Source organism: Dellaglioa sp. CoH-57-MRSF-16, from assembly GCF_056782055.1.
Map to the genome: position 1 here is coordinate 229,410 of NZ_JBXAXZ010000002.1, position 18,850 is coordinate 248,259.

Here is an 18,850-nt window from a genome sequence, read left to right on the forward strand (position 1 = left end):
TCTCCTTTTTATTTGTTAATTTCTTTAAGTCGAGTCATGTAATCTTTTTCTTCTAAAAATTTATCAAATGCATTTAAAAAATGTTCATTTCTAGGAATTTCATCTTTATCTTTTCTAAAGACAAATGACAAATCAAATTTTATTTCTGGATCAAAATGAGATGTCCAAAGGTCTTTGCTTTCAGGATGAGCCGTTAAAAATGAAGTTGGTAATGCTGAATAAGCATGTGTTGCACGAGCAAATTTTAAAATCTGTGTGGGTGATGTAAATCTAGCAACACTCTTTGGCAGGTTAACTAATTGATTTTGATAAATTGTTTTAATTGTTTTATCAAGATAATAATCACTTGGATAAGTGACCCAAACATTATCAATTGTTTCTTGAAGTCTAACTTTCTTTTTAGAAGATAACTTTTCATTATGATGTAAAAACAATAAATCTTCAGTAAAGATTTTCTTACTTTCGTATGGTTTCCAGTTTTTAATACTTTCATCTGGAAGATACATAATAGCTAAATCAATTTTATTATTCTCAAGTTCACTCCAAATTTCTTTACGCGTTAGTAAATGGAATGACACAATAATATCTGGATTATTTTTATAGTACTGGATAACAAAATCATCAAACACTTCGTCTTCGATTGAAGCCAAAATCCCGATAGTAATTTCTCCTTGTGTTGCACTTGTTGATTGTTGAATTTCATTCGTTGCTTTATTTAATGTTTCATAGATTTGGTGTGTTGCATCTAGCATTGTATAGCCAGCATCAGAAAGATGTAATTTTTTACCAACAGAATAAAAAAGTGGTGCACCAACTGTTCTTTCTAATTTTTTAATTTGCTGTGTTAATGCAGGTTGTGTGATTCCTAATATTTGGGCTGCTTGCGTATAATTCATTATATCTGCAAGCTGTAAAAAATATGTTAACGTTTTTGATGAAAATATATTTTCTTGCTTTGTTTTCATATTAGCGTGATCTCCTCAGTTCTAGAAATTAATAGTCATATTAGTATAATAAGCGTAATAAAAAAAAAGAGCAAACAAATTTGCCTTTTTTTAACAATTTAATTATTAATTAATCTCATTTAAATTATTAGGTATTCCTAATTGTTCTGTATCAATAACAAATGAACCATTTGAATATCTATCAGATAGCGGATATGACATTGGTTCGATAATAAATTCATTGCCACTTTCAGTAAGGGCATTTAAATTCACATCTTTAGTAATGAGTTTCATGCCAACGACTCTATGAGGTTCCTTCTTAAGCTCTCTAAGAACAAGAACGCCACGTTTCGCCCTACTTGTCGAGCTCACTTCTGATACAGCCATACGCTTAAATGAACCGCGCTGTGTTAATAATCCAATCTGACTATGTTCAGTTACTAAACAAGTAGCGGCAACATAATCATCCTTCTTAAGATTCATCGCGATTACACCAGCTGCTTTAGATCCGACAACAGGAACTTCTTCGAGAGGATACTTTAATCCATACCCATCATGTGAAGCACTAAAAATGAATAACGAGTCATCCGTTTCTTTCAAGTATGAAATCAAGATAACATCATCGTTAGCTTCCTTCAATTTCATGAATTTACTTGCATGACCTTTATAAGTTCGTCCGGGTTGTAAGTCGGAAACCAGTGTTTGTTTAATGAATCCATTTTTAGTTGCAAAAACAAATTTACCAGGGACATTCACTTTTTTGAAAGAAAATGCTTTAATTAAATATTCATCAGTATCTAATCCAATAGTTTGTGAAATATGTTCCCCAGTATCTTTCCACTTTGCCTCAGTTATTTCATGAATTGGACGGTAAATCATATTTCCCTTATTTGTAAACATAAATAGATGATCTAATGTGTTAACAGATTCATTAAATACAATTTGATCTTCGTTTTTCAAACCATTCTCATTTACTCCTGAGGCGTTAAATGACCGTAATGAGCTACGTTTGAGATAACCATCACGGCTAACTAATACTTGAACATCTTCGGGAGTTACTAAAACTGCTGTTTCAATCTTAATGTCTTCAATATGTTCTTGAATTTCAGTTAGTCGAGGTGTGGCATATTCTTTAGATACTTGTTTAAGCTCTTTTTTCACAACATCAGATAACTTACTAGGATCTGCCAATATTGCTTTGTAATCAATAATTTTTGCAGCAAGCTCTGCATTTTCTTTTTCAAGCGCAGTCACATCTGTATTAGACAAGCGGTACAGTTGTAATGAAACAATTGCTTCAGCTTGTTTTTCTGTGAAATCGAACAGATCCATTAAGCTTAATTTAGCACTCTTTTTATCTTTACTTGCACGGATTGCTTTAATTACTTTATCTAAAATTGATAAAGCTTTAATTAACCCTTCAACGATATGTTGACGAGACTCAGCCTTTTTTAAATCAAATTCAGTTCTTTTTTTCGTAACACTTAATTGATACTCTAAGTACGAAGATAAGAATTTTTTTAAGCCAACTAACTCAGGTCGTTGATGGTTAATTGCAACCATATTGAAATTATACGAAATTTGTAAATCAGTATTTTTAAATAAATAATTTAAAATACCTTGTGCATTGACGTTGCGTTTTAATTCAATTGCAATTTGTAGTCCTTCACGATCACTTTCATCTCGAACTTCAGCAATCCCATCAACTTTTTTTAATAAGCGAATTTCATCCATCTTTTTAACAAGAACAGCTTTATTCACTTCGTATGGAATTTCTGAAATAATAATTTGTGTTTTACCACCCTTTAGTTCTTGAATCTCAGTTCTAGAACGAACGACTACTTTACCACGCCCCGTTTTATAAGCACTCTGGATGCCGGATAGTCCTTGTAAAATACCACCGGTTGGAAAATCGGGGCCCTTAACGAATGACATTAATTTATCTAAAGTCGCATTTGGATGACCAATTAAATAAACAACGGCATCAACAACCTCGCTTAAATTATGAGGTGGAATTTCAGTTGCATACCCAGCTGAAATTCCCGTTGCACCATTTACTAACAAATTAGGAAATCTTGCTGGTAAAACAGTTGGTTCATACTCCGTATCATCAAAATTCAATACGAAATCAACCGTTTCTTTTTCAATATCACGTAGCATTTCAGTCGCAATTTTACTTGTACGAGCTTCTGTGTAACGCATTGCGGCAGGAGAATCACCATCCATTGACCCATTATTTCCGTGCATTTCAATTAATGGTGTTCGTAATTTCCAGTTTTGACTCATACGGACCATAGCTTCGTAAATTGAGCTATCTCCATGAGGATGAAAATTACCCATAACATTTCCGACAGATTTAGCAGATTTTCTAAACCCTTTATCATATGTGTTACCATCTTGATTCATTGCGTATAAAATACGACGTTGAACAGGTTTTAGGCCATCACGTATATCAGGTAAAGCACGTTCTTGAATAATATATTTAGAATAACGACCAAATCGTTCACCCATAACATCTTCTAAGGTCAGCTCTTGAATTTTTGATGTATCTTTTTCTATAGCCAAATTAATAATCCTCCTTCCTTAGTCAGTCGTTGTTTGATCTTCAAATAATGTTAAATCTTCTTCATTTTTTAAATCAGTAACTTGTTTACTTGATACCTTATCAAGGATACTACCGTCCTCTTCAAGTGAAAATTGAACATTTTCTTCAATCCAATTTCGACGAGGTTCTACCTTGTCGCCCATTAAGGTTGTCACTCTTTTTTCAGCAAGTGCAGGATCATCAATTCGAATTCTAACTAAAGTTCTTGTCATTGGATCCATAGTTGTTTCCCATAATTGATCTGCATTCATTTCGCCCAGACCTTTAAATCGTTGTAGGTTGTAACCACGTCCAATTTTTGTTGTTGCTTTATCAAGCTCTTCATCGGTCCAAGCATAGATACTCTCTATTTTTTTACCCGTTCCTTTTTGAATTTTATATAAAGGTGGTAAAGCAATATAGATTTTCCCAGCATCAATTAGTGGACGCATATATTTATAGAAAAATGTCAATAATAAGGTTTGGATGTGCGCACCATCAGTATCAGCATCAGTCATGATAATAATTTTATCGTAGTTACTGTCTTCGAGCTTAAATTCAGCACCAACACCTGCGCCAACTGTATAAATCATTGTATTAATTTCTTCATTTTTTAAAATATCTTGTAATTTTGCCTTTTCAGTATTCAATACCTTACCACGTAAAGGTAGAATGGCTTGGAATTTGCGTTCACGACCTTGTTTAGCTGAACCACCGGCAGAATCACCTTCGACTAAAAACAACTCATTTTTCTTAGCGTTTTTCGATTGTGCAGGTGTTAATTTCCCAGATAATAAGCGATCATTTTTCTTTTTCTTTTTCCCATTTCTTGAATCATCACGAGCCTTACGAGCTGCTTCTCGAGCCTCTCTAGCTTTAATTGATTTTCTAACAAGTTCTTGTGCAAACTCACCATTTTCCATCAAATAAAACCCAAGTTTTTCACTCAGAACGCTATCGACGATAGATCTTGCTTCGGGTGTACCTAATTTACCCTTCGTTTGTCCTTCGAATTGCAATAACTCTTCAGGTATTCGCACTGAAATGACTCCTGAAAGGCCCTCTCGAACATCACTACCTTCTAAATTACGATCTTTATCTTTTAAAAGACCTAATTTTCTGGCATATTCGTTAAATGCTTTTGTCCAAGCAGACTTCATTCCTGCTTCATGTGTACCACCATCTTTTGTCCGAACGTTATTAACAAAGGACATTAAGTTTTCTGAGTAGCCATCATTATATTGTGCTGCAACTTCTACTTCAATTTTATCTTTAATGCCATCAAAATACATCACTTCGCCAAGTGTATCTTTGTCTTCGTTTAAATAAGCAACGAATTCTTTAATACCTTCTTCAAAATGATAGATATCTTGTTTATCAGTTCTTTCATCTGTTAAAACAATTTTGACACCACGTAATAAAAAGGCAGACTCTTTTAATCTTTCAGCTAAAATATCATACTTATAAATTGTAGTTGAAAAAATACTTTCATCGGGTTTAAAAGTTACTGTTGTTCCATTTGCTCGTTTAGTTGCACCTAATTTTTTTAAAGTCCCAACTGGATGCCCACCATTTTTAAACTTTTCTTCATAACGAATACCATCACGAACGGTATCAACTGTTAATGATGAAGATAATGCGTTAACGACACTTGCGCCAACGCCATGTAGTCCACCAGACGTTTTATATCCGCCTTGGCCAAATTTTCCACCAGCATGTAAGACAGTGAAGATAACTTCAACAGTTGGTATTCCTGATGCATGCATACCAATAGGCATACCACGACCATAATCTACAACAGTAATACTGTTATCACTGTGGATTGTAACGTCGATTTGTGAACCATATCCTGACAAGGCTTCATCAACTGCGTTATCAACAATCTCGTAGACAAGATGATGTAATCCCTTGCCATCTGTCGACCCAATATACATACCAGGTCGTTTTCTAACTGCTTCTAGTCCTTCAAGAACTTGAATTGAATCATCATTGTATTTTGTTTTATTTTGATTAGTCATTCAGTTAAACGCCCCTTACTCTGTATTCCTACAGTAACGTTACTATAATAACCTATTCTTTTTTAAAATGTAAAGAGAAATCCGAATAGATGTTCTATTTTATAAAAAATTTTGGTGTCTTCTTAAAAGAATGTTAAAATACTACTTATTGGATTTACTGGCTGAAAGGAGTGAATTATCATGGGTACAATCATATTAATGTTGATTATCGCTTATATTTTAGGATCAATTCCATCAGGGGTTTGGATTGGAAAATATTTTTATCAAAAGGATATCAGAAATTTTGGTAGTGGTAATGTTGGTACAACTAATACTTATCGAGTTCTTGGACCAAAAGCAGGGACTGTTGTCTTAGTGATGGATATATCAAAAGGAATTATAGCTGCAAGCCTCCCTTATATGTTTGGGGTCGCATCAACCGTTAGTCCTTTACTAATTGGTGTAGGTGCAGTAGCTGGACATACATTCTCAATATTTACTGGATTTAAAGGTGGTAAGGCAGTTGCTACTGGTGCGGGTATTTTATTACCGTATAATCCGCTATTTTTTCTTATCGCTTGTACCATGTTTATTTCTTTAATACTTTTAACGAGTATGGTAAGTGTTGCAAGTGTCATTGGATTTATTGGTATTACGATAACAGCGATATTATTTCAAGATTGGTTATTAACTAGTATTGCAGGTATTTTGACTATATTTGTTATTTATAAACATAGAGACAACATAAAACGTATTTTAAATGGTACTGAGAGTATGGTACCTTTTGGTCTTGGATTATATTTACGAAATAAAAAAAATCGATGATTATTTCATCGATTTTTTTTTTAAAATACTGTGATTTCATACGAACCTTCGAACGATTTATTTTTTTCTAACGTATAAATATTACTTTTATCTGATAAATTACCAGTAGATTCAATATTATCAGCTACTCCCCACCATGGTTCAATACAAACAAATGGTGAATTTTCAGGATATTTCGACCAGATACCAACGTAATCTGCACCATTTAATGTCACGGAAACACCATGATCATCTTCAGGTGTTGAAAGTAAGATAGTCGTTTCTAGTTGTTTCAATTCGTAAATTAAGGCATCATTTTTGAATGTTTCGCGAGATAACTTAATAGGTTCGTTGAACTTAACTGATTTTGCATTTTCGATATCGCTAAAAGGTCCAACTAGTGGAATTTGACGTCTTTCAACATTTGGTGCCACTTCAATTTGATAATTTTCTAGATTTAAATAAGCATTTTTAAGTGGTACGTTAAATGCTGGGTGTCCTCCGATAGAAAATAACAAAGGATTTTCATCGGGGTTATAAACATCGTAAATTACTTTTATTTGATGATTAGTTAAAATGTAATGTAATCTCAATCTAAAATTAAACGGATACTTTGAGATTGTTTCTGGGGATGAACCTAATTCCAGAACAACTGATGTTTTACTTTTAGAAACCACTGTAAAAAGCATGTCACGGGCAAAGCCATGTTGACCCATTTTATATGTTTTATGATCATACGCATATTCATCATTTTTTAAACGCCCAACAAATGGAAACAATACTGGGGCATGTCTACCCCAGTATTGTTTATCTGCTTGCCAAATATATTCAATAGATGTGTCATTTCCGGTAATACTGATTAATTCAGCACCTTGTTCAGCAATTTTGACTGTGATGAAATCATTTTTAAGTTCAACTGTCATTTTAGTTCACCCTATCCTATAAAATATAACGACTAAGATCTTTATCAGCAACGATGTTACCAATTTTGTCTTCAACATAACTTTCAGTAATTGTTATGTCACCCATTTGCATATCTGGACCCTCAAATAGTAAATCTTCAAGTAATTTTTCAAGAATTGTATGCAGTCTGCGTGCACCAATATTTTCAGTATCGTGGTTAACGTTGTAAGCAATTTCAGATATTTTCTCAATTGCTTCAATTGTAAATGTCACATTAATATTATCAGTGCCAATTAAAGCAATATATTGTTTAATTAAGGCATTATGAGGTTCTGTAAGAATTTTAACAAAATCTGCTTGGCTCAAATCATCTAATTCAACTCGAATTGGGAAACGACCTTGAAGTTCAGCAATTAAATCGCTAGGTTTACTTTCATGAAAAGCACCTGATGCAATAAACAAGATATGATCAGTATTAATAACACCATATTTAGTTGAAATTTGAGAGCCTTCAACAATTGGTAAAATATCACGTTGTACGCCTTCTCTAGAAACTTCACCACTATTTTTTTGAGATTTTGAAGTAATTTTATCAATTTCATCAATAAAAATAATTCCAGTGTTTTCAGCACGTTCAATTGCAGCTTGATTGATATCTGCTACATTAACTAATTTTTTTGATTCTTCACGAATTAAAATTTTACGGGCTTCTGCTACGGTTAACGTTCTTTCTACTTGGCGTGTTGGTGTTAATGCACTTAAGGTATCTCCTAAGTCGATGCCCATTTGTCCCATCATGCCATTCATACCAGAAGGCTGTTTAGGTTCATCAACTTTAATTGTCACTTCGTTATTTTCTAATAAACCACGACTTAGTTGTTCCGATACAGATAGTCGTTCATTTCTAATGTCGTCAGTGACCTCCTCTTCATCTTTTGCATCTAATCCGGCAGGTATTTGACCTTTTTGAATTTGAGACATCATTTGCATAAGATTAACATTCTCGGCTTTTTTTTGTTTTTTAATACCTGGAACTAGAAGTTTTACAAGTCGTTTATCAGCCATACGTTCAGCTGCGCCTGAAACACGGCCATATTGAGCATCTTCTTCTAATTTAATTGACACGTCAACCAAGTCACGTACCATTGATTCAACATCACGTCCAGCGTAACCAACTTCAGTGAATTTTGTTGCTTCAACTTTAATAAATGGTGCTTCAAGCATTGTTGCCAAACGACGAGCAATTTCAGTTTTACCTACACCAGTTGGCCCAATCATCATTAAATTTTTAGGTGTAACATCTTTTTGCATTGATTCAGAAAGTTGCATCCGACGATATCTATTACGTAATGCAACAGCAATGGCCTTTTTTGCATCATTTTGACCGATAACGTATTGATCTAGTTCTGTAACAATCTGTTTTGGTGTTTTATCACTTATAGTCATAAATTTACCCGCTTTCTATAATTCTTCTGAGATGACATGATGGTTAGTAAAAATATCAATATCACCGGCAATATTAATTGATGCCTCAGCAATTTCTTTAGCTGACATATCAGTTGTATGATGCTTAAGTGCCTTTGCAGCAGACAAAGCAAAATTTCCGCCAGATCCGATTGCTAAAATGTCATCGTCAGGTTCAATTACTTCTCCACTACCAGAAACTAATAACATTTCATTACTGTTCATTACAATCAAAAGTGCTTCTAATTTTTGTAAGGATTGTTCACTACGCCAATCCTGAGCTAATTCAACTGCTGCACGTTGTAAATTACCACTAAATTCATTTAATTTTTTTTCAAATCGTTCTTCAAGATTAAATGCGTCGGCAACGCTACCAGCGAAACCAACAACTACTTGATCGTTATATATGCGACGAACTTTTCTAGCAGTCCCCTTCATAATAACTTTTTCACCCATTGTGACTTGGCCATCACCGGCCATTGCACAGTGACCATTATGCTTAACGGCACAAATTGTTGTTGCATGAAATGAAACAGTTGCCATAATAAACTCCTCCATGTTACTCATTTATTGTATAAAAAAACTTCATTGAACGCTACTACTGTAGCACAACAATGAAGTATAACTCAATTATTTTATCAGATATTTCATAAATATTTAAAGACTTGGTTTAACAATTGCTAAATGCTCTAGAGCACGATTTGCAACCGCTTGATTTTTTTCTTGTTTATCTCGAATTTTTGTGCCTAATTTAGGGATAATACCAAAGTTAGCATTCATCGGCTGAAAATGTTTACCACTGGCATGTGTTATATAATGGGCCATAGCTCCCATCACAGTTGTTTTAGGAAGTACGACTAGCTCTTCTCCTAAAACAAGATGTGCGGCATTGATCCCTGCTAATAATCCACTTGCAGCACTTTCTACATAGCCTTCAACACCTGTCATTTGACCAGCAAAAAATAAATCATTTCTAAATTTAGACTGATATGTTGGTTCCAGTGTATCAGGAGAACGCATAAATGTATTACGATGCATAACACCATAACGAACAAATTCAACATTTTCTAAACCTGGAATTAGTGAGAAAACATTCTTTTGTTCGCCCCATTTAAGATGCGTTTGGAAACCAACAATATTGTATAAGTCACCGACTGCATTGTCTTGACGCAATTGGACAACGGCAAAAGGTGTTCTACCAGTCTTAGGGTCTTCTAATCCAACTGGTTTTAAAGGGCCAAATAACATTGTTTTAGCGCCTCTTCTAGCCATTTCTTCAATTGGCATACAACCTTCGAAAAATTTTTCATCTTCAAAATCATGCATTTCAGCAGTTTCGGCCCCTATTAGTGCCTTATAAAAGGTTATAAATTCCTCTTTAGTCATTGGACAATTAAGGTATGCAGCATCACCTTTATCATATCGTGATTTTAAGTAGATTTTATCCATATTTAATGATGATTTTTCTAAAATTGGTGCAGCTGCATCATAAAAATAAAGTCCCTCACTACCATTTAATTGTTTAATTGATTCTGCTAAACCTGATGATGTTAAAGGACCTGTCGCAACAATTGTTGGACCTTTTGGTAGTTCAGTTAACTCTTCATTGATAACCGTAATATTTTCATGATTTTTAACTAAATCAGTTATCTCACCAGAAAATTTATCACGGTCAACGGCTAGCGCACCGCCAGCCGGAATTGCATTATGGTCAGCTGACTTCATAATAACTGAATCTAACTGTCTCATCTCTTCCTTCAAAAGACCAACGGCATTCGTAATTTGATTAGCTCTTAAAGAATTCGTACAAACTAGTTCAGCAAAATTCTCAGTATGATGCGCTGGTGTCATTTTGATAGGGCGCATCTCGTATAAATTAACATGAACTCCTCGCTTGGCAATCTGCCATGCAGCTTCACTACCGGCAAGACCAGCACCGATTACATTAACGCTAGTATTTTCCATTATATAATCCCCCTGCTAGTTAGATTCAATTATTTTTGAACCGCTTCTTCATAGTCACAATTACTACATTTGACTTGTTTTCCACCTTTTACTTTTTTCTCAATTAAATAATGTTGACATTTTGGACATTCGCGACCAATAGGTTTATCCCATGATACGAATTCACAATCTGGGTATCTTGAGCAACCATAGAATAAACGATTTCGTTTAGATTTACGTTCAATTACTTCCCCTTGCTGACACAATGGACAAGTTACACCAATTTCTTTAACGATTGCTTTTGTATTACGACAATCTGGAAAACGCGTACATGCAAAAAATTTACCATATCGGCCCATCTTAATAACCATCGGTGACCCACAAATTTCACAATTAAATCCAGCTGGTTCATCTTTAATTTGAACTTTCTCAATTGTTTCTTGGGCATGTTCAACATTTTTTGAAAATGGTTTATAAAAATCATCAACAACTTTAACCCAATTTTCGTCTCCGACTTCAATGTTATCAAGACCTTTTTCTAATTCAGCAGTAAATTTAACATTCACAATATCACTAAAATAAGCTTCAATCATATCATCTACAATTTCACCCAGTTCAGTTGGTTCAAAACGCTTAGCAATTAATTTCACATAATATCGACGTTGAATAGTATCCAAGGTTGGTGCATACGTTGATGGACGTCCAACACCATTTTCTTCAAGTGTTTTAATTAAATTTGCTTCAGTGAATCTAGCAGGTGGCTGAGTAAAATGTTGGTTAGGCTGATTTTTAGCTAACTTAACATGATCGCCAACTTTTAAATCCGGTAAAATATTATCAGTCTTTTTGTTATCCTCATAAATTTTTGTATAACCTGCAAACTTAGTCTTTGACCCAGAAGTATGATAAGTAACGCCATTTTGTTCAATAGATACAGACATTGTATCCATTACAGCTGGTGTCATTTGACTGGCAACAAATCGCGACCAAATTAATTTATATAACTTCATTTGATCATTACTTAAATAATCCTTCATTGAAGCAGGTGTACGTAAAACAGAGGAAGGTCTAATTGCTTCATGTGCGTCCTGTGCACCTTCTTGTAATTTACCTTTGCGTGGCTTAATAGCTGCATAATCTTCACCATACTTTTCGTGTAAAAATTGAGCAGTTTCATGTTTGGCAGTCGTAGATACACGAGTCGAGTCGGTACGCATGTAAGTGATTAAACCAACAGTACCCTGTTTTCCGAGATGAATTCCTTCATATAATTGTTGTGCAACCATCATCGTTTTTCTTGTACGAAAGTTTAATTTTCTATTAGCATCTTGTTGCATTGTACTTGTAGTAAATGGTAAAGCTGGAAATCTTTTACGTTCTTTTTTTGTGACAGCGGTGATATCAAAATCTTGTTTTGTATCAATTAATGCCATTACTTTTTTAACATCTTCATTATCATGAAGTGCTTTTTTCTTTCCCTTAATACCATAAAAAGCTGCATCAAATTTCTCTTTACCTTTTTTAAATTCAGAATCAATAGTCCAGTATTCCTCTGGTATAAATGCACGAATTTCTTTTTCTCTATCAATAATTAAATTCAAAGCAATAGACTGAACTCGACCAGCACTTAAGCCTTTTTTTATTTTAGCCCATAATAAAGGACTAATTGAATAACCAACTAATCTATCTAAAATACGGCGAGCTTGTTGTGCATCAACTAAATTCATATCAATTGATCTAGGATCATTAAAAGCATTTTTAACTGCATCTTTTGTAATTTCATTAAAAACAACACGATTTTTGTCCGTGATATCTAAATCTAAAATATGAGATAAATGCCATGCAATTGCCTCGCCTTCACGATCAGGATCGGCTGCTAGATAAACATTTTTAGCTTTTTTAGCTTCTTTTTTTAAACTTTTAATAACATCGCCTTTACCACGAATTGAAATGTAATGAGGATCATAGTTGTTTTCAACGTCAACTCCCATTTTACTTCGTGGTAAATCTCTAATATGTCCAAGACTAGCGACAACATGGTAGTTGCTGCCTAGGTATTTTTCAATTGTTTTAGCCTTAGAAGGTGATTCAACAATAACTAGATTTTTTTTTGCCGGCGTTCTCTTTTTCTTTTTGGTTACTGGCATAATTGAACTCCTTCGTAGTATTTATATTGTAAGCAATAACATTTTTAAAATCGTTAGTAATCTTAAAGCATATTAGAGAGACTTGTCAAGCGTAACTAGTTTTCATAGAACTCTGCAAGTATCTGTTCACCGTTAATAATCGGCATTGCACCGGCTATTATTAGTTCATTACACCCAAGTGAAAGAGGACTAATAATTGATCCGGGTACAGCTAGTACTGTGCGATTTTCTTGCAATGCTAAATTGGCAGTTATAAGACTACCACTATGGTGTTTAGCCTCTGTAACTAATAAGCATTCACAAAGGCCTGCAATAATTCGATTTCTTTCAGGGAAATGATTACGTTGTGGTCCTGTATTCAGTCCGTACTCAGATAATAAAAGTCCCTTTTTGCTAATTTCAATTTGTAAATCTTCATTAATTTTTGGATAATAAATATTTAAACCTGTCCCAATAACAGCAATTGTATCTGCTCCGTTAGCTATTGTAAATTGGTGTGCCAAGGTATCAACGCCGGCTGCTAATCCGCTTAAAATTACCTTATCATTTTGGATACTATTTGGTAATAATAATCGTATTACTTCTATTGAGTAGTCAGTTCTTTGCCGAGCACCAACAACAGCAAGTGATTGTCGATTTAATAATTGCGTATTTCCTCGCATAAAAAGAACAATTGGTGGTCGATAGCATTCTTTTAGTCGATACGGATAGTCCTCATCAATAATAGTCACAATTGTTGAATGTAACTTATTGGTAATAACCTCATTTTTCAATGAAATACTAGTGTAAGCTTTACTGAAACTAGCTATTTTTTTACTATTTAAATTTAAAATGGATTTAATTACATCTAGAGTTAAATCAGTACAACTTGGATTCTGTTGTAACCAATCAAAAATTTTATTTTCGCCAATATACGTTATTTCAGAACATAGTCTAAGTTTAATTAAAGTGTCTCTTATTGTCATTGTTTCTCCTTATTAGTCATTAATACTAATAAGGTACGCAATTTATTTCATTATTTTTTTAGAATAGATTTAATTGGTTCAAATGTTCGACGATGAATTGGAGTGACTCCTAATTTGCTAAGTCCTGCTAAATGTTTTTTAGTTCCATATCCATCATTATGATTGAAATCGTATCCTGGATATAATTCATTGTAAAAGTTCATGAGATGATCTCGGTAAACCTTAGCAACGATACTAGCAGCAGCAATACTAGCACTTTTAGAATCGCCTTTAATGAAACTTTCCTGCGGAATATCGCTATCAATCGTCATAGCATCAATCAATAATTGTTGTGGTTTCACGTCCAATGAATTAACAGCTTCTAACATAGCAATTCTTGATGCTTGATATATATTAACTTCATCAATTGTTTGATTATTTATCACAGATATACCAACTGAAACAGCTGTAGCTAATATTTCAACGTATAATGCTTCACGCATAGATGCAGATAATTTTTTCGAATCATTCACGTCAATTAGATTGAAATTATGAGGTAAAATAACTGCTGCACTAACAACTGGACCAGCTAACGGTCCTCTTCCAACCTCATCAATACCAGCGATGTAAGGAATACCATTCTGCCATAGGTCTCTTTCTATTACTAACCTACGATTAAATAATTCTTGGTGTTCAACTAGTTTTTTTTGTCTATTATTATATTGGATTAAAAGCTTAATAACTCCTTTGCGAGAGTCTTTAGCTATTTCTTGCATAAAATTATCCGATGGATTATTCAATAAATGTTCTTTTACTTGAGAAATTGTAAATTTGGTCACAACTATTCGCCACCCAATTGAGGGATTTCTAAGGTATAACGACCAAGTTTACCTTGTCTAATATCAAATATAATTCTCTCACTCGCACGATCATAATCTTCTTTGAAACCCATTTTTTTTGTTAAATCTAATAATAAATCAACATTACTTAACTGCATTTGTTCATCCGTTAATTTATATTTCTCTTGTAATGCCTTTGGATTTGTTTGTTTAAAATGTTCTAACCCGTATAATGCAATGTCATCTTTTGCATATAAAGAGTCTTTTATTGCTCCTGTTAAAGCAAGACGTTTACCGATTTCTTGATCTTCAAATTTGGGCCATAAAATACCTGGTGTATCTAAAAGAGACATTGATTTTCCGGCTTTTAACCATTGCTGTGCTTTTGTCACCCCAGGTCTATTTCCAGTTATGGCGACATTTTTACTTAACAAATGATTTAGTAACGTCGATTTTCCAACATTCGGAATTCCGATACACATTACCTTAACTCGTTGTTGGAGGATACCTTTACTTTCTCGTAACGCTATTTTATCTTTTAAAACAACGTTAATTTTTTTCTCGATAGCGTTAAGTTGTCCGTGTTGACTATCTACTGCAACTGCCGGAATTCCTTTGTTTTCATAGTACTGTAGCCAACGTGCAGTAACGTTCGGATCGGCCATATCTTTTTTTGTTAAAACCATAATATGAGGTTTTGTTGCAAGTAATTGCTCAAGTTGCGGATTTCTAGATGATTCAGGCAATCTTGCATCAACTAATTCAAGTACGATATCTACTAAGTTTAATTTTTCCTTTACTAATCTTAAGGCTTTTGCCATATGTCCTGGGAACCATTGGATTACTGTCATTTAAATTCTCCTTGTTAAGCCAAGTAAACTTTTAATTAACTTGCTTAATTCTTTATATTTAACTCTCTTAATCAGAATACCTTAATTTGTGCACAAAAAGAAGAGAGTTCCGCTATTTAGTTTCGCCCTCTTCAGTCTTTTATTAATTTGTTAACGATTTAATTGCCGCATCATAGGCAGGATCATTTTTTGAAATTTTTTTCTGAACTAATGTTTCAATTTTTAAAGCAGTATCTTTGTTAACTTCGCCCGTTTGAGTTAAAGTATTTTCTTTTTGTAACATTTTTACTGCATTAACCGTTGATGTACCAAAGTAACCATTATTTTTGTCTTTATAATAATTAAGTGCGCTTAAGTAAACTTGAATCGTTTTAACTTGAGGTGTAACGTCTTCATATTTATATGTTTTATCAGTATTAATTAGTGGTGAATAAGCATACGCAGGATAATCAGCTGAAATAGTAGGCTTAATCCCTTTTTTATTAATCCAAGAACCATCAGGTGTTAGCCATTTAGCAATGGTAACTTTTAATTCTGTTTTATCTGTAAAGGTATTGATTGTTTGGACGGTACCTTTTCCATAAGATGTTGACCCAATTAATTTATCATTACCAGATTGGTTAAGTGCGGCTGCTAAAATTTCAGAAGCACTTGCACTATCTTTATTAATGACAACAGCTGTTTTTTCTGTGACTTTAAATCCTGAGTCATATTTTTTACCAGCCTTATATACTTCAGGAGAACCCGTTTTGCCTTGTACCTGCATAATTGTTTGACCATCTTTTAAGAACATTGATCCAATCGCTAATGCTTGATCCATAAGGCCACCTGGATTATCACGAACATCAATGACAAACGATGTAGCGCCATCTTTTCTAAGTGACTTCACTGCAGATTTGACTTCGTTAGATGTATCCTCAGAAAATGTACTAATTTGAATATATCCTACTTTTTTATTCTTTTTCGAAATACTACTATAGACTGTTTTAACAGGAATATCATCTCGTTTTATTGAAACATTAAATGTTGATGAATCACGTTTAATAGTTAGTTTCACTATTGTTCCTTTTTTACCTCTAATTTTTGAAACAGCTTTTTCTAAACTGAGACCATAAATAGATTTACCATCTATTTTTTGGATAATATCATCTGTCTTCAAACCAGCCTTTTTAGCTGGTGTTCCTTTAATAGCTGAAACAATCTGAATATTTTTCTTGCTAATTTTGACTTCAGCACCGATTCCAACAAATTTACTAGAAATAGTTGAATTTAAATTAGTCGCATCTTCTTTACCTAAATAGGCCGTAAATTTATCTCCAGTAGAGTCGACCATACCATTGATAGCCCCATCGACTAATTTTTTCTTACTGATATTTTTATAATAAGAATTATTTAGTGCCGAATAAACAGACTCAATTTTGGCTAAATCTGAACTAGTCGTTTGTAATGACCCAACTAATGTATTAATTTGACTAATTGCAAAAAAATACATTGCAGCAGCTCCGACTATAAAAGATAAACAAATTGACCCTATTAAGGTCCAAAAATGACGACCAAATCTAAAACGTTTTTCTTTTTTATCTTTTTCCATAATTTAATTCCCCACTAATTCATTTTGTCTAAATATCGGGCCCAAGCGTCATCAAAAATTGTCATTGAAGGTAAATATCCTGCATTTAATTCAAGATAATTAGAAAGAAAGTCATACTTATCTGACAATTTAGGAAAACTTTGATCATAAAATGCATTATTTGCAAATTGGGACACCTCATCCGTACCGTGATCATTGCGTTCGGTCATTAAAAATTGATAAAATGTTTGTCTCATAAATTGATACCTCATTTAATTTAAAGGGATAGAAACATCGAATTTAAAAACATTCGTTTTTAAATCAATTTTGGTTGCACTAGCTTGTATACCATTCTCAATATCTAGTTTTTTTAAGTTAAGCATAATTGTTTGTTCTTTGCTATTAATCGTAATCCAATTTGGTAAATCATATGCATTTTTTACATAATCCATTATAAACTTTTTAGGAACTGGTAATGAACCTACAGCAACAGATTTTGCTTTTAACAAGATATTACCATCATCTGTTACAACTGGATCTGAATATAATGTGAATGAAATATTTTGTCCTAAAATTTTTGTTGTGCCCATTAATATAGCAGATTTATCTACTAAAAACCGATATTTAATTGATTGACCTTTTTGAATTGATTTTAAATAATAATTAATGGTTCCGTTAAGTTGTTCCTTGTTCATTTCCACGCTTAGTTCTGTTCTTTTTGTTGCTTTTGAAGTGGTTTGAGTTGTTAGTGTCTTTTGATCTTGGGATTGGTTCATAATACTAACGGAAAAATAAAGTAGTACGCCAATCAATAAAGAAAATAATATGATAAACGCAACTTTCCATGCGTTAAAAGTGGTTGATGTTTTTTCTGTTCTTTTCGGCATAATTCTCCTCATTATTTAAATAAATGATGTTCTTCCATTGATTTGAACAACAAATCAGTCATTTTTTTATAACCTTTTTTATTTGGATGAAAATGATCAGTTATAGAAATATAGTTATTTTTTTCATCTTTTTCTTGCAAGACACTTTCAAGATTAAAACTAGATAAATCAGATAAGTCTGAGCTACCCAAAGTCTTGGCTAATTTACTTGTTTTACCATAATATTGTCCTTCAGAAAGCTGTTTTTCAACACTAACAAAATAACTATTTTTATCATTTTTAACAACCTTGTTGGTTACGTTATTCCATGATTTAACAATCGTTTTCATACTACTCATTTCGGGGAAATAAACGTAAAATGGGTTATACACTCCTATAACGTAGATAGGCGCGCTATTATTATATTTTCTAATCTCTTTAAATAAATCATTTAAATTTTTTGTATAAGTCATTTTTTCAGTATCAATAGCTTTATTTAACTTATCAGTATCATTAGATAAAATGTTTTTTTGTATAACCTGTAATAGGTCATTCCCACCAACTGTTAATGTAATAACAGTGGCTTTTTTTAACGTTTTTTGCATTTTGGGTTGTTTCTTTAATCTGCTATAAATTTGATCACTTCGATCTCCTGATAAGCCAAAGTTAGAGGCAGTTACTTTCATATTTTTATCAGTATTTATTTTTTCTGTAATTAATGAAACGAATCCACCTTTATTCGTTTCATCTCCGACACCCTGCGTTAAAGAATCACCAAGGGATACTAGCTTAAGAGCTGTTTTTTTATGGGGCACTGTTATTAAAGAATGATTCGAAAAATGGCCGGTTGCAAACCACAGCCCACTAAATATAAGACCACTTAGTACTAAAATACTTAAAATAGTAATGGAAAAGCTTTTAAAAAATTTCAAAAAATCATTCCTTTATTTAATTAAAAAAACCGGACAAAAACAGCTGTTTTTGGACCAGTTT

At 33.2% G+C, this 18,850-nt stretch carries 16 protein-coding genes; 1 reads left to right on the top strand and 15 read right to left on the bottom strand.

Annotated features, from left to right (window positions below):
* Nucleotides 1-8 precede the first annotated feature (8 nt).
* From AC1RPH_RS03075 to parE, 3 genes are all read right to left on the bottom strand, one after another.
* The gene (locus tag AC1RPH_RS03075) at nucleotides 9-965 is read right to left on the bottom strand and encodes a LysR family transcriptional regulator (RefSeq protein ID WP_481761322.1); all 957 of its coding nucleotides are present in this window, start codon (nucleotides 963-965) and stop codon (nucleotides 9-11) included.
* Nucleotides 966-1,070: 105 nt separating this feature from the next.
* Nucleotides 1,071-3,503, bottom strand: a complete 2,433-nt coding sequence (parC, locus tag AC1RPH_RS03080; RefSeq protein ID WP_481761409.1) for a DNA topoisomerase IV subunit A — start codon at nucleotides 3,501-3,503, stop codon at nucleotides 1,071-1,073.
* Nucleotides 3,504-3,527: 24 nt separating this feature from the next.
* Nucleotides 3,528-5,546, bottom strand: coding sequence for a DNA topoisomerase IV subunit B (parE, locus tag AC1RPH_RS03085; protein ID WP_481761323.1), 2,019 nt, complete (start codon nucleotides 5,544-5,546; stop codon nucleotides 3,528-3,530).
* Nucleotides 5,547-5,726: 180 nt separating this feature from the next.
* On the opposite strand from parE, the gene plsY reads away from it, so the two are divergent.
* The gene (gene plsY, locus AC1RPH_RS03090) at nucleotides 5,727-6,350 is read left to right on the top strand and encodes a glycerol-3-phosphate 1-O-acyltransferase PlsY (RefSeq protein WP_481761324.1); all 624 of its coding nucleotides are present in this window, start codon (nucleotides 5,727-5,729) and stop codon (nucleotides 6,348-6,350) included.
* 20 nt (nucleotides 6,351-6,370) lie between these two features.
* On the opposite strand, the gene AC1RPH_RS03095 is transcribed toward plsY, so the two are convergent.
* The 12 genes from AC1RPH_RS03095 to AC1RPH_RS03150 form a co-directional block, all read right to left on the bottom strand.
* Nucleotides 6,371-7,252 carry an aldose 1-epimerase family protein gene (locus tag AC1RPH_RS03095; protein WP_481761325.1) on the bottom strand — a complete coding sequence of 294 codons (882 nt, stop codon included), beginning with the start codon at nucleotides 7,250-7,252 and terminating at the stop codon, nucleotides 6,371-6,373.
* A gap of 16 nt (nucleotides 7,253-7,268) precedes the next feature.
* The gene (hslU, locus tag AC1RPH_RS03100; RefSeq protein WP_409022533.1) at nucleotides 7,269-8,678 is read right to left on the bottom strand and encodes an ATP-dependent protease ATPase subunit HslU; all 1,410 of its coding nucleotides are present in this window, start codon (nucleotides 8,676-8,678) and stop codon (nucleotides 7,269-7,271) included.
* A gap of 15 nt (nucleotides 8,679-8,693) precedes the next feature.
* The gene (hslV, locus tag AC1RPH_RS03105; RefSeq protein WP_409022532.1) at nucleotides 8,694-9,239 is read right to left on the bottom strand and encodes an HslVU peptidase proteolytic subunit; all 546 of its coding nucleotides are present in this window, start codon (nucleotides 9,237-9,239) and stop codon (nucleotides 8,694-8,696) included.
* Nucleotides 9,240-9,353: 114 nt separating this feature from the next.
* The gene (gene trmFO / locus AC1RPH_RS03110) at nucleotides 9,354-10,661 is read right to left on the bottom strand and encodes an FADH(2)-oxidizing methylenetetrahydrofolate--tRNA-(uracil(54)-C(5))-methyltransferase TrmFO (protein ID WP_481761326.1); all 1,308 of its coding nucleotides are present in this window, start codon (nucleotides 10,659-10,661) and stop codon (nucleotides 9,354-9,356) included.
* A gap of 29 nt (nucleotides 10,662-10,690) precedes the next feature.
* Nucleotides 10,691-12,787, bottom strand: a complete 2,097-nt coding sequence (gene topA, locus AC1RPH_RS03115; protein WP_481761327.1) for a type I DNA topoisomerase — start codon at nucleotides 12,785-12,787, stop codon at nucleotides 10,691-10,693.
* Nucleotides 12,788-12,882: 95 nt separating this feature from the next.
* A complete protein-coding gene (gene dprA / locus AC1RPH_RS03120) occupies nucleotides 12,883-13,752 on the bottom strand; it encodes a DNA-processing protein DprA (RefSeq protein ID WP_481761328.1) in 870 nt (289 codons plus the stop codon).
* A gap of 50 nt (nucleotides 13,753-13,802) precedes the next feature.
* Nucleotides 13,803-14,570, bottom strand: a complete 768-nt coding sequence (locus tag AC1RPH_RS03125) for a ribonuclease HII (RefSeq protein ID WP_481761329.1) — start codon at nucleotides 14,568-14,570, stop codon at nucleotides 13,803-13,805.
* 2 nt (nucleotides 14,571-14,572) lie between these two features.
* Nucleotides 14,573-15,421: a ribosome biogenesis GTPase YlqF gene (gene ylqF, locus AC1RPH_RS03130; RefSeq protein ID WP_481761330.1), complete on the bottom strand. Its 849-nt coding sequence runs from the start codon at nucleotides 15,419-15,421 to the stop codon at nucleotides 14,573-14,575.
* 142 nt (nucleotides 15,422-15,563) lie between these two features.
* A complete protein-coding gene (locus AC1RPH_RS03135) occupies nucleotides 15,564-17,012 on the bottom strand; it encodes a S41 family peptidase (protein WP_481761331.1) in 1,449 nt (482 codons plus the stop codon).
* Nucleotides 17,013-17,026: 14 nt separating this feature from the next.
* Nucleotides 17,027-17,248, bottom strand: a complete 222-nt coding sequence (locus AC1RPH_RS03140; protein WP_409022525.1) for a YozE family protein — start codon at nucleotides 17,246-17,248, stop codon at nucleotides 17,027-17,029.
* A 15-nt stretch (nucleotides 17,249-17,263) separates the two neighbouring features.
* Nucleotides 17,264-17,878 (bottom strand): YpmS family protein, encoded by a 615-nt coding sequence (locus AC1RPH_RS03145; RefSeq protein WP_409022524.1) that lies wholly within the window; start codon nucleotides 17,876-17,878, stop codon nucleotides 17,264-17,266.
* A gap of 11 nt (nucleotides 17,879-17,889) precedes the next feature.
* Complete coding sequence (locus tag AC1RPH_RS03150) at nucleotides 17,890-18,672, bottom strand: SGNH/GDSL hydrolase family protein (protein ID WP_481761332.1); 783 nt, start codon at nucleotides 18,670-18,672, stop codon at nucleotides 17,890-17,892.
* Nucleotides 18,673-18,850: the final 178 nt, after the last annotated feature.

Bases quoted from the DNA above. Each gene is read 5' to 3' on its own strand.
- AC1RPH_RS03075 (WP_481761322.1), bottom strand. From the start codon at position 965: ATGAAAACAAAGCAAGAAAATATATTTTCATCAAAAACGTTAACATAT.
- parE (WP_481761323.1), bottom strand. From the start codon at position 5,546: ATGACTAATCAAAATAAAACAAAATACAATGATGATTCAATTCAAGTT.
- plsY (WP_481761324.1), top strand. From the start codon at position 5,727: ATGGGTACAATCATATTAATGTTGATTATCGCTTATATTTTAGGATCA.
- AC1RPH_RS03095 (WP_481761325.1), bottom strand. From the start codon at position 7,252: ATGACAGTTGAACTTAAAAATGATTTCATCACAGTCAAAATTGCTGAA.
- hslU (WP_409022533.1), bottom strand. From the start codon at position 8,678: ATGACTATAAGTGATAAAACACCAAAACAGATTGTTACAGAACTAGAT.
- hslV (WP_409022532.1), bottom strand. From the start codon at position 9,239: ATGGCAACTGTTTCATTTCATGCAACAACAATTTGTGCCGTTAAGCAT.
- trmFO (WP_481761326.1), bottom strand. From the start codon at position 10,661: ATGGAAAATACTAGCGTTAATGTAATCGGTGCTGGTCTTGCCGGTAGT.
- topA (WP_481761327.1), bottom strand. From the start codon at position 12,787: ATGCCAGTAACCAAAAAGAAAAAGAGAACGCCGGCAAAAAAAAATCTA.
- dprA (WP_481761328.1), bottom strand. From the start codon at position 13,752: ATGACAATAAGAGACACTTTAATTAAACTTAGACTATGTTCTGAAATA.
- ylqF (WP_481761330.1), bottom strand. From the start codon at position 15,421: ATGACAGTAATCCAATGGTTCCCAGGACATATGGCAAAAGCCTTAAGA.
- AC1RPH_RS03135 (WP_481761331.1), bottom strand. From the start codon at position 17,012: ATGGAAAAAGATAAAAAAGAAAAACGTTTTAGATTTGGTCGTCATTTT.
- AC1RPH_RS03140 (WP_409022525.1), bottom strand. From the start codon at position 17,248: ATGAGACAAACATTTTATCAATTTTTAATGACCGAACGCAATGATCAC.
- AC1RPH_RS03145 (WP_409022524.1), bottom strand. From the start codon at position 17,878: ATGCCGAAAAGAACAGAAAAAACATCAACCACTTTTAACGCATGGAAA.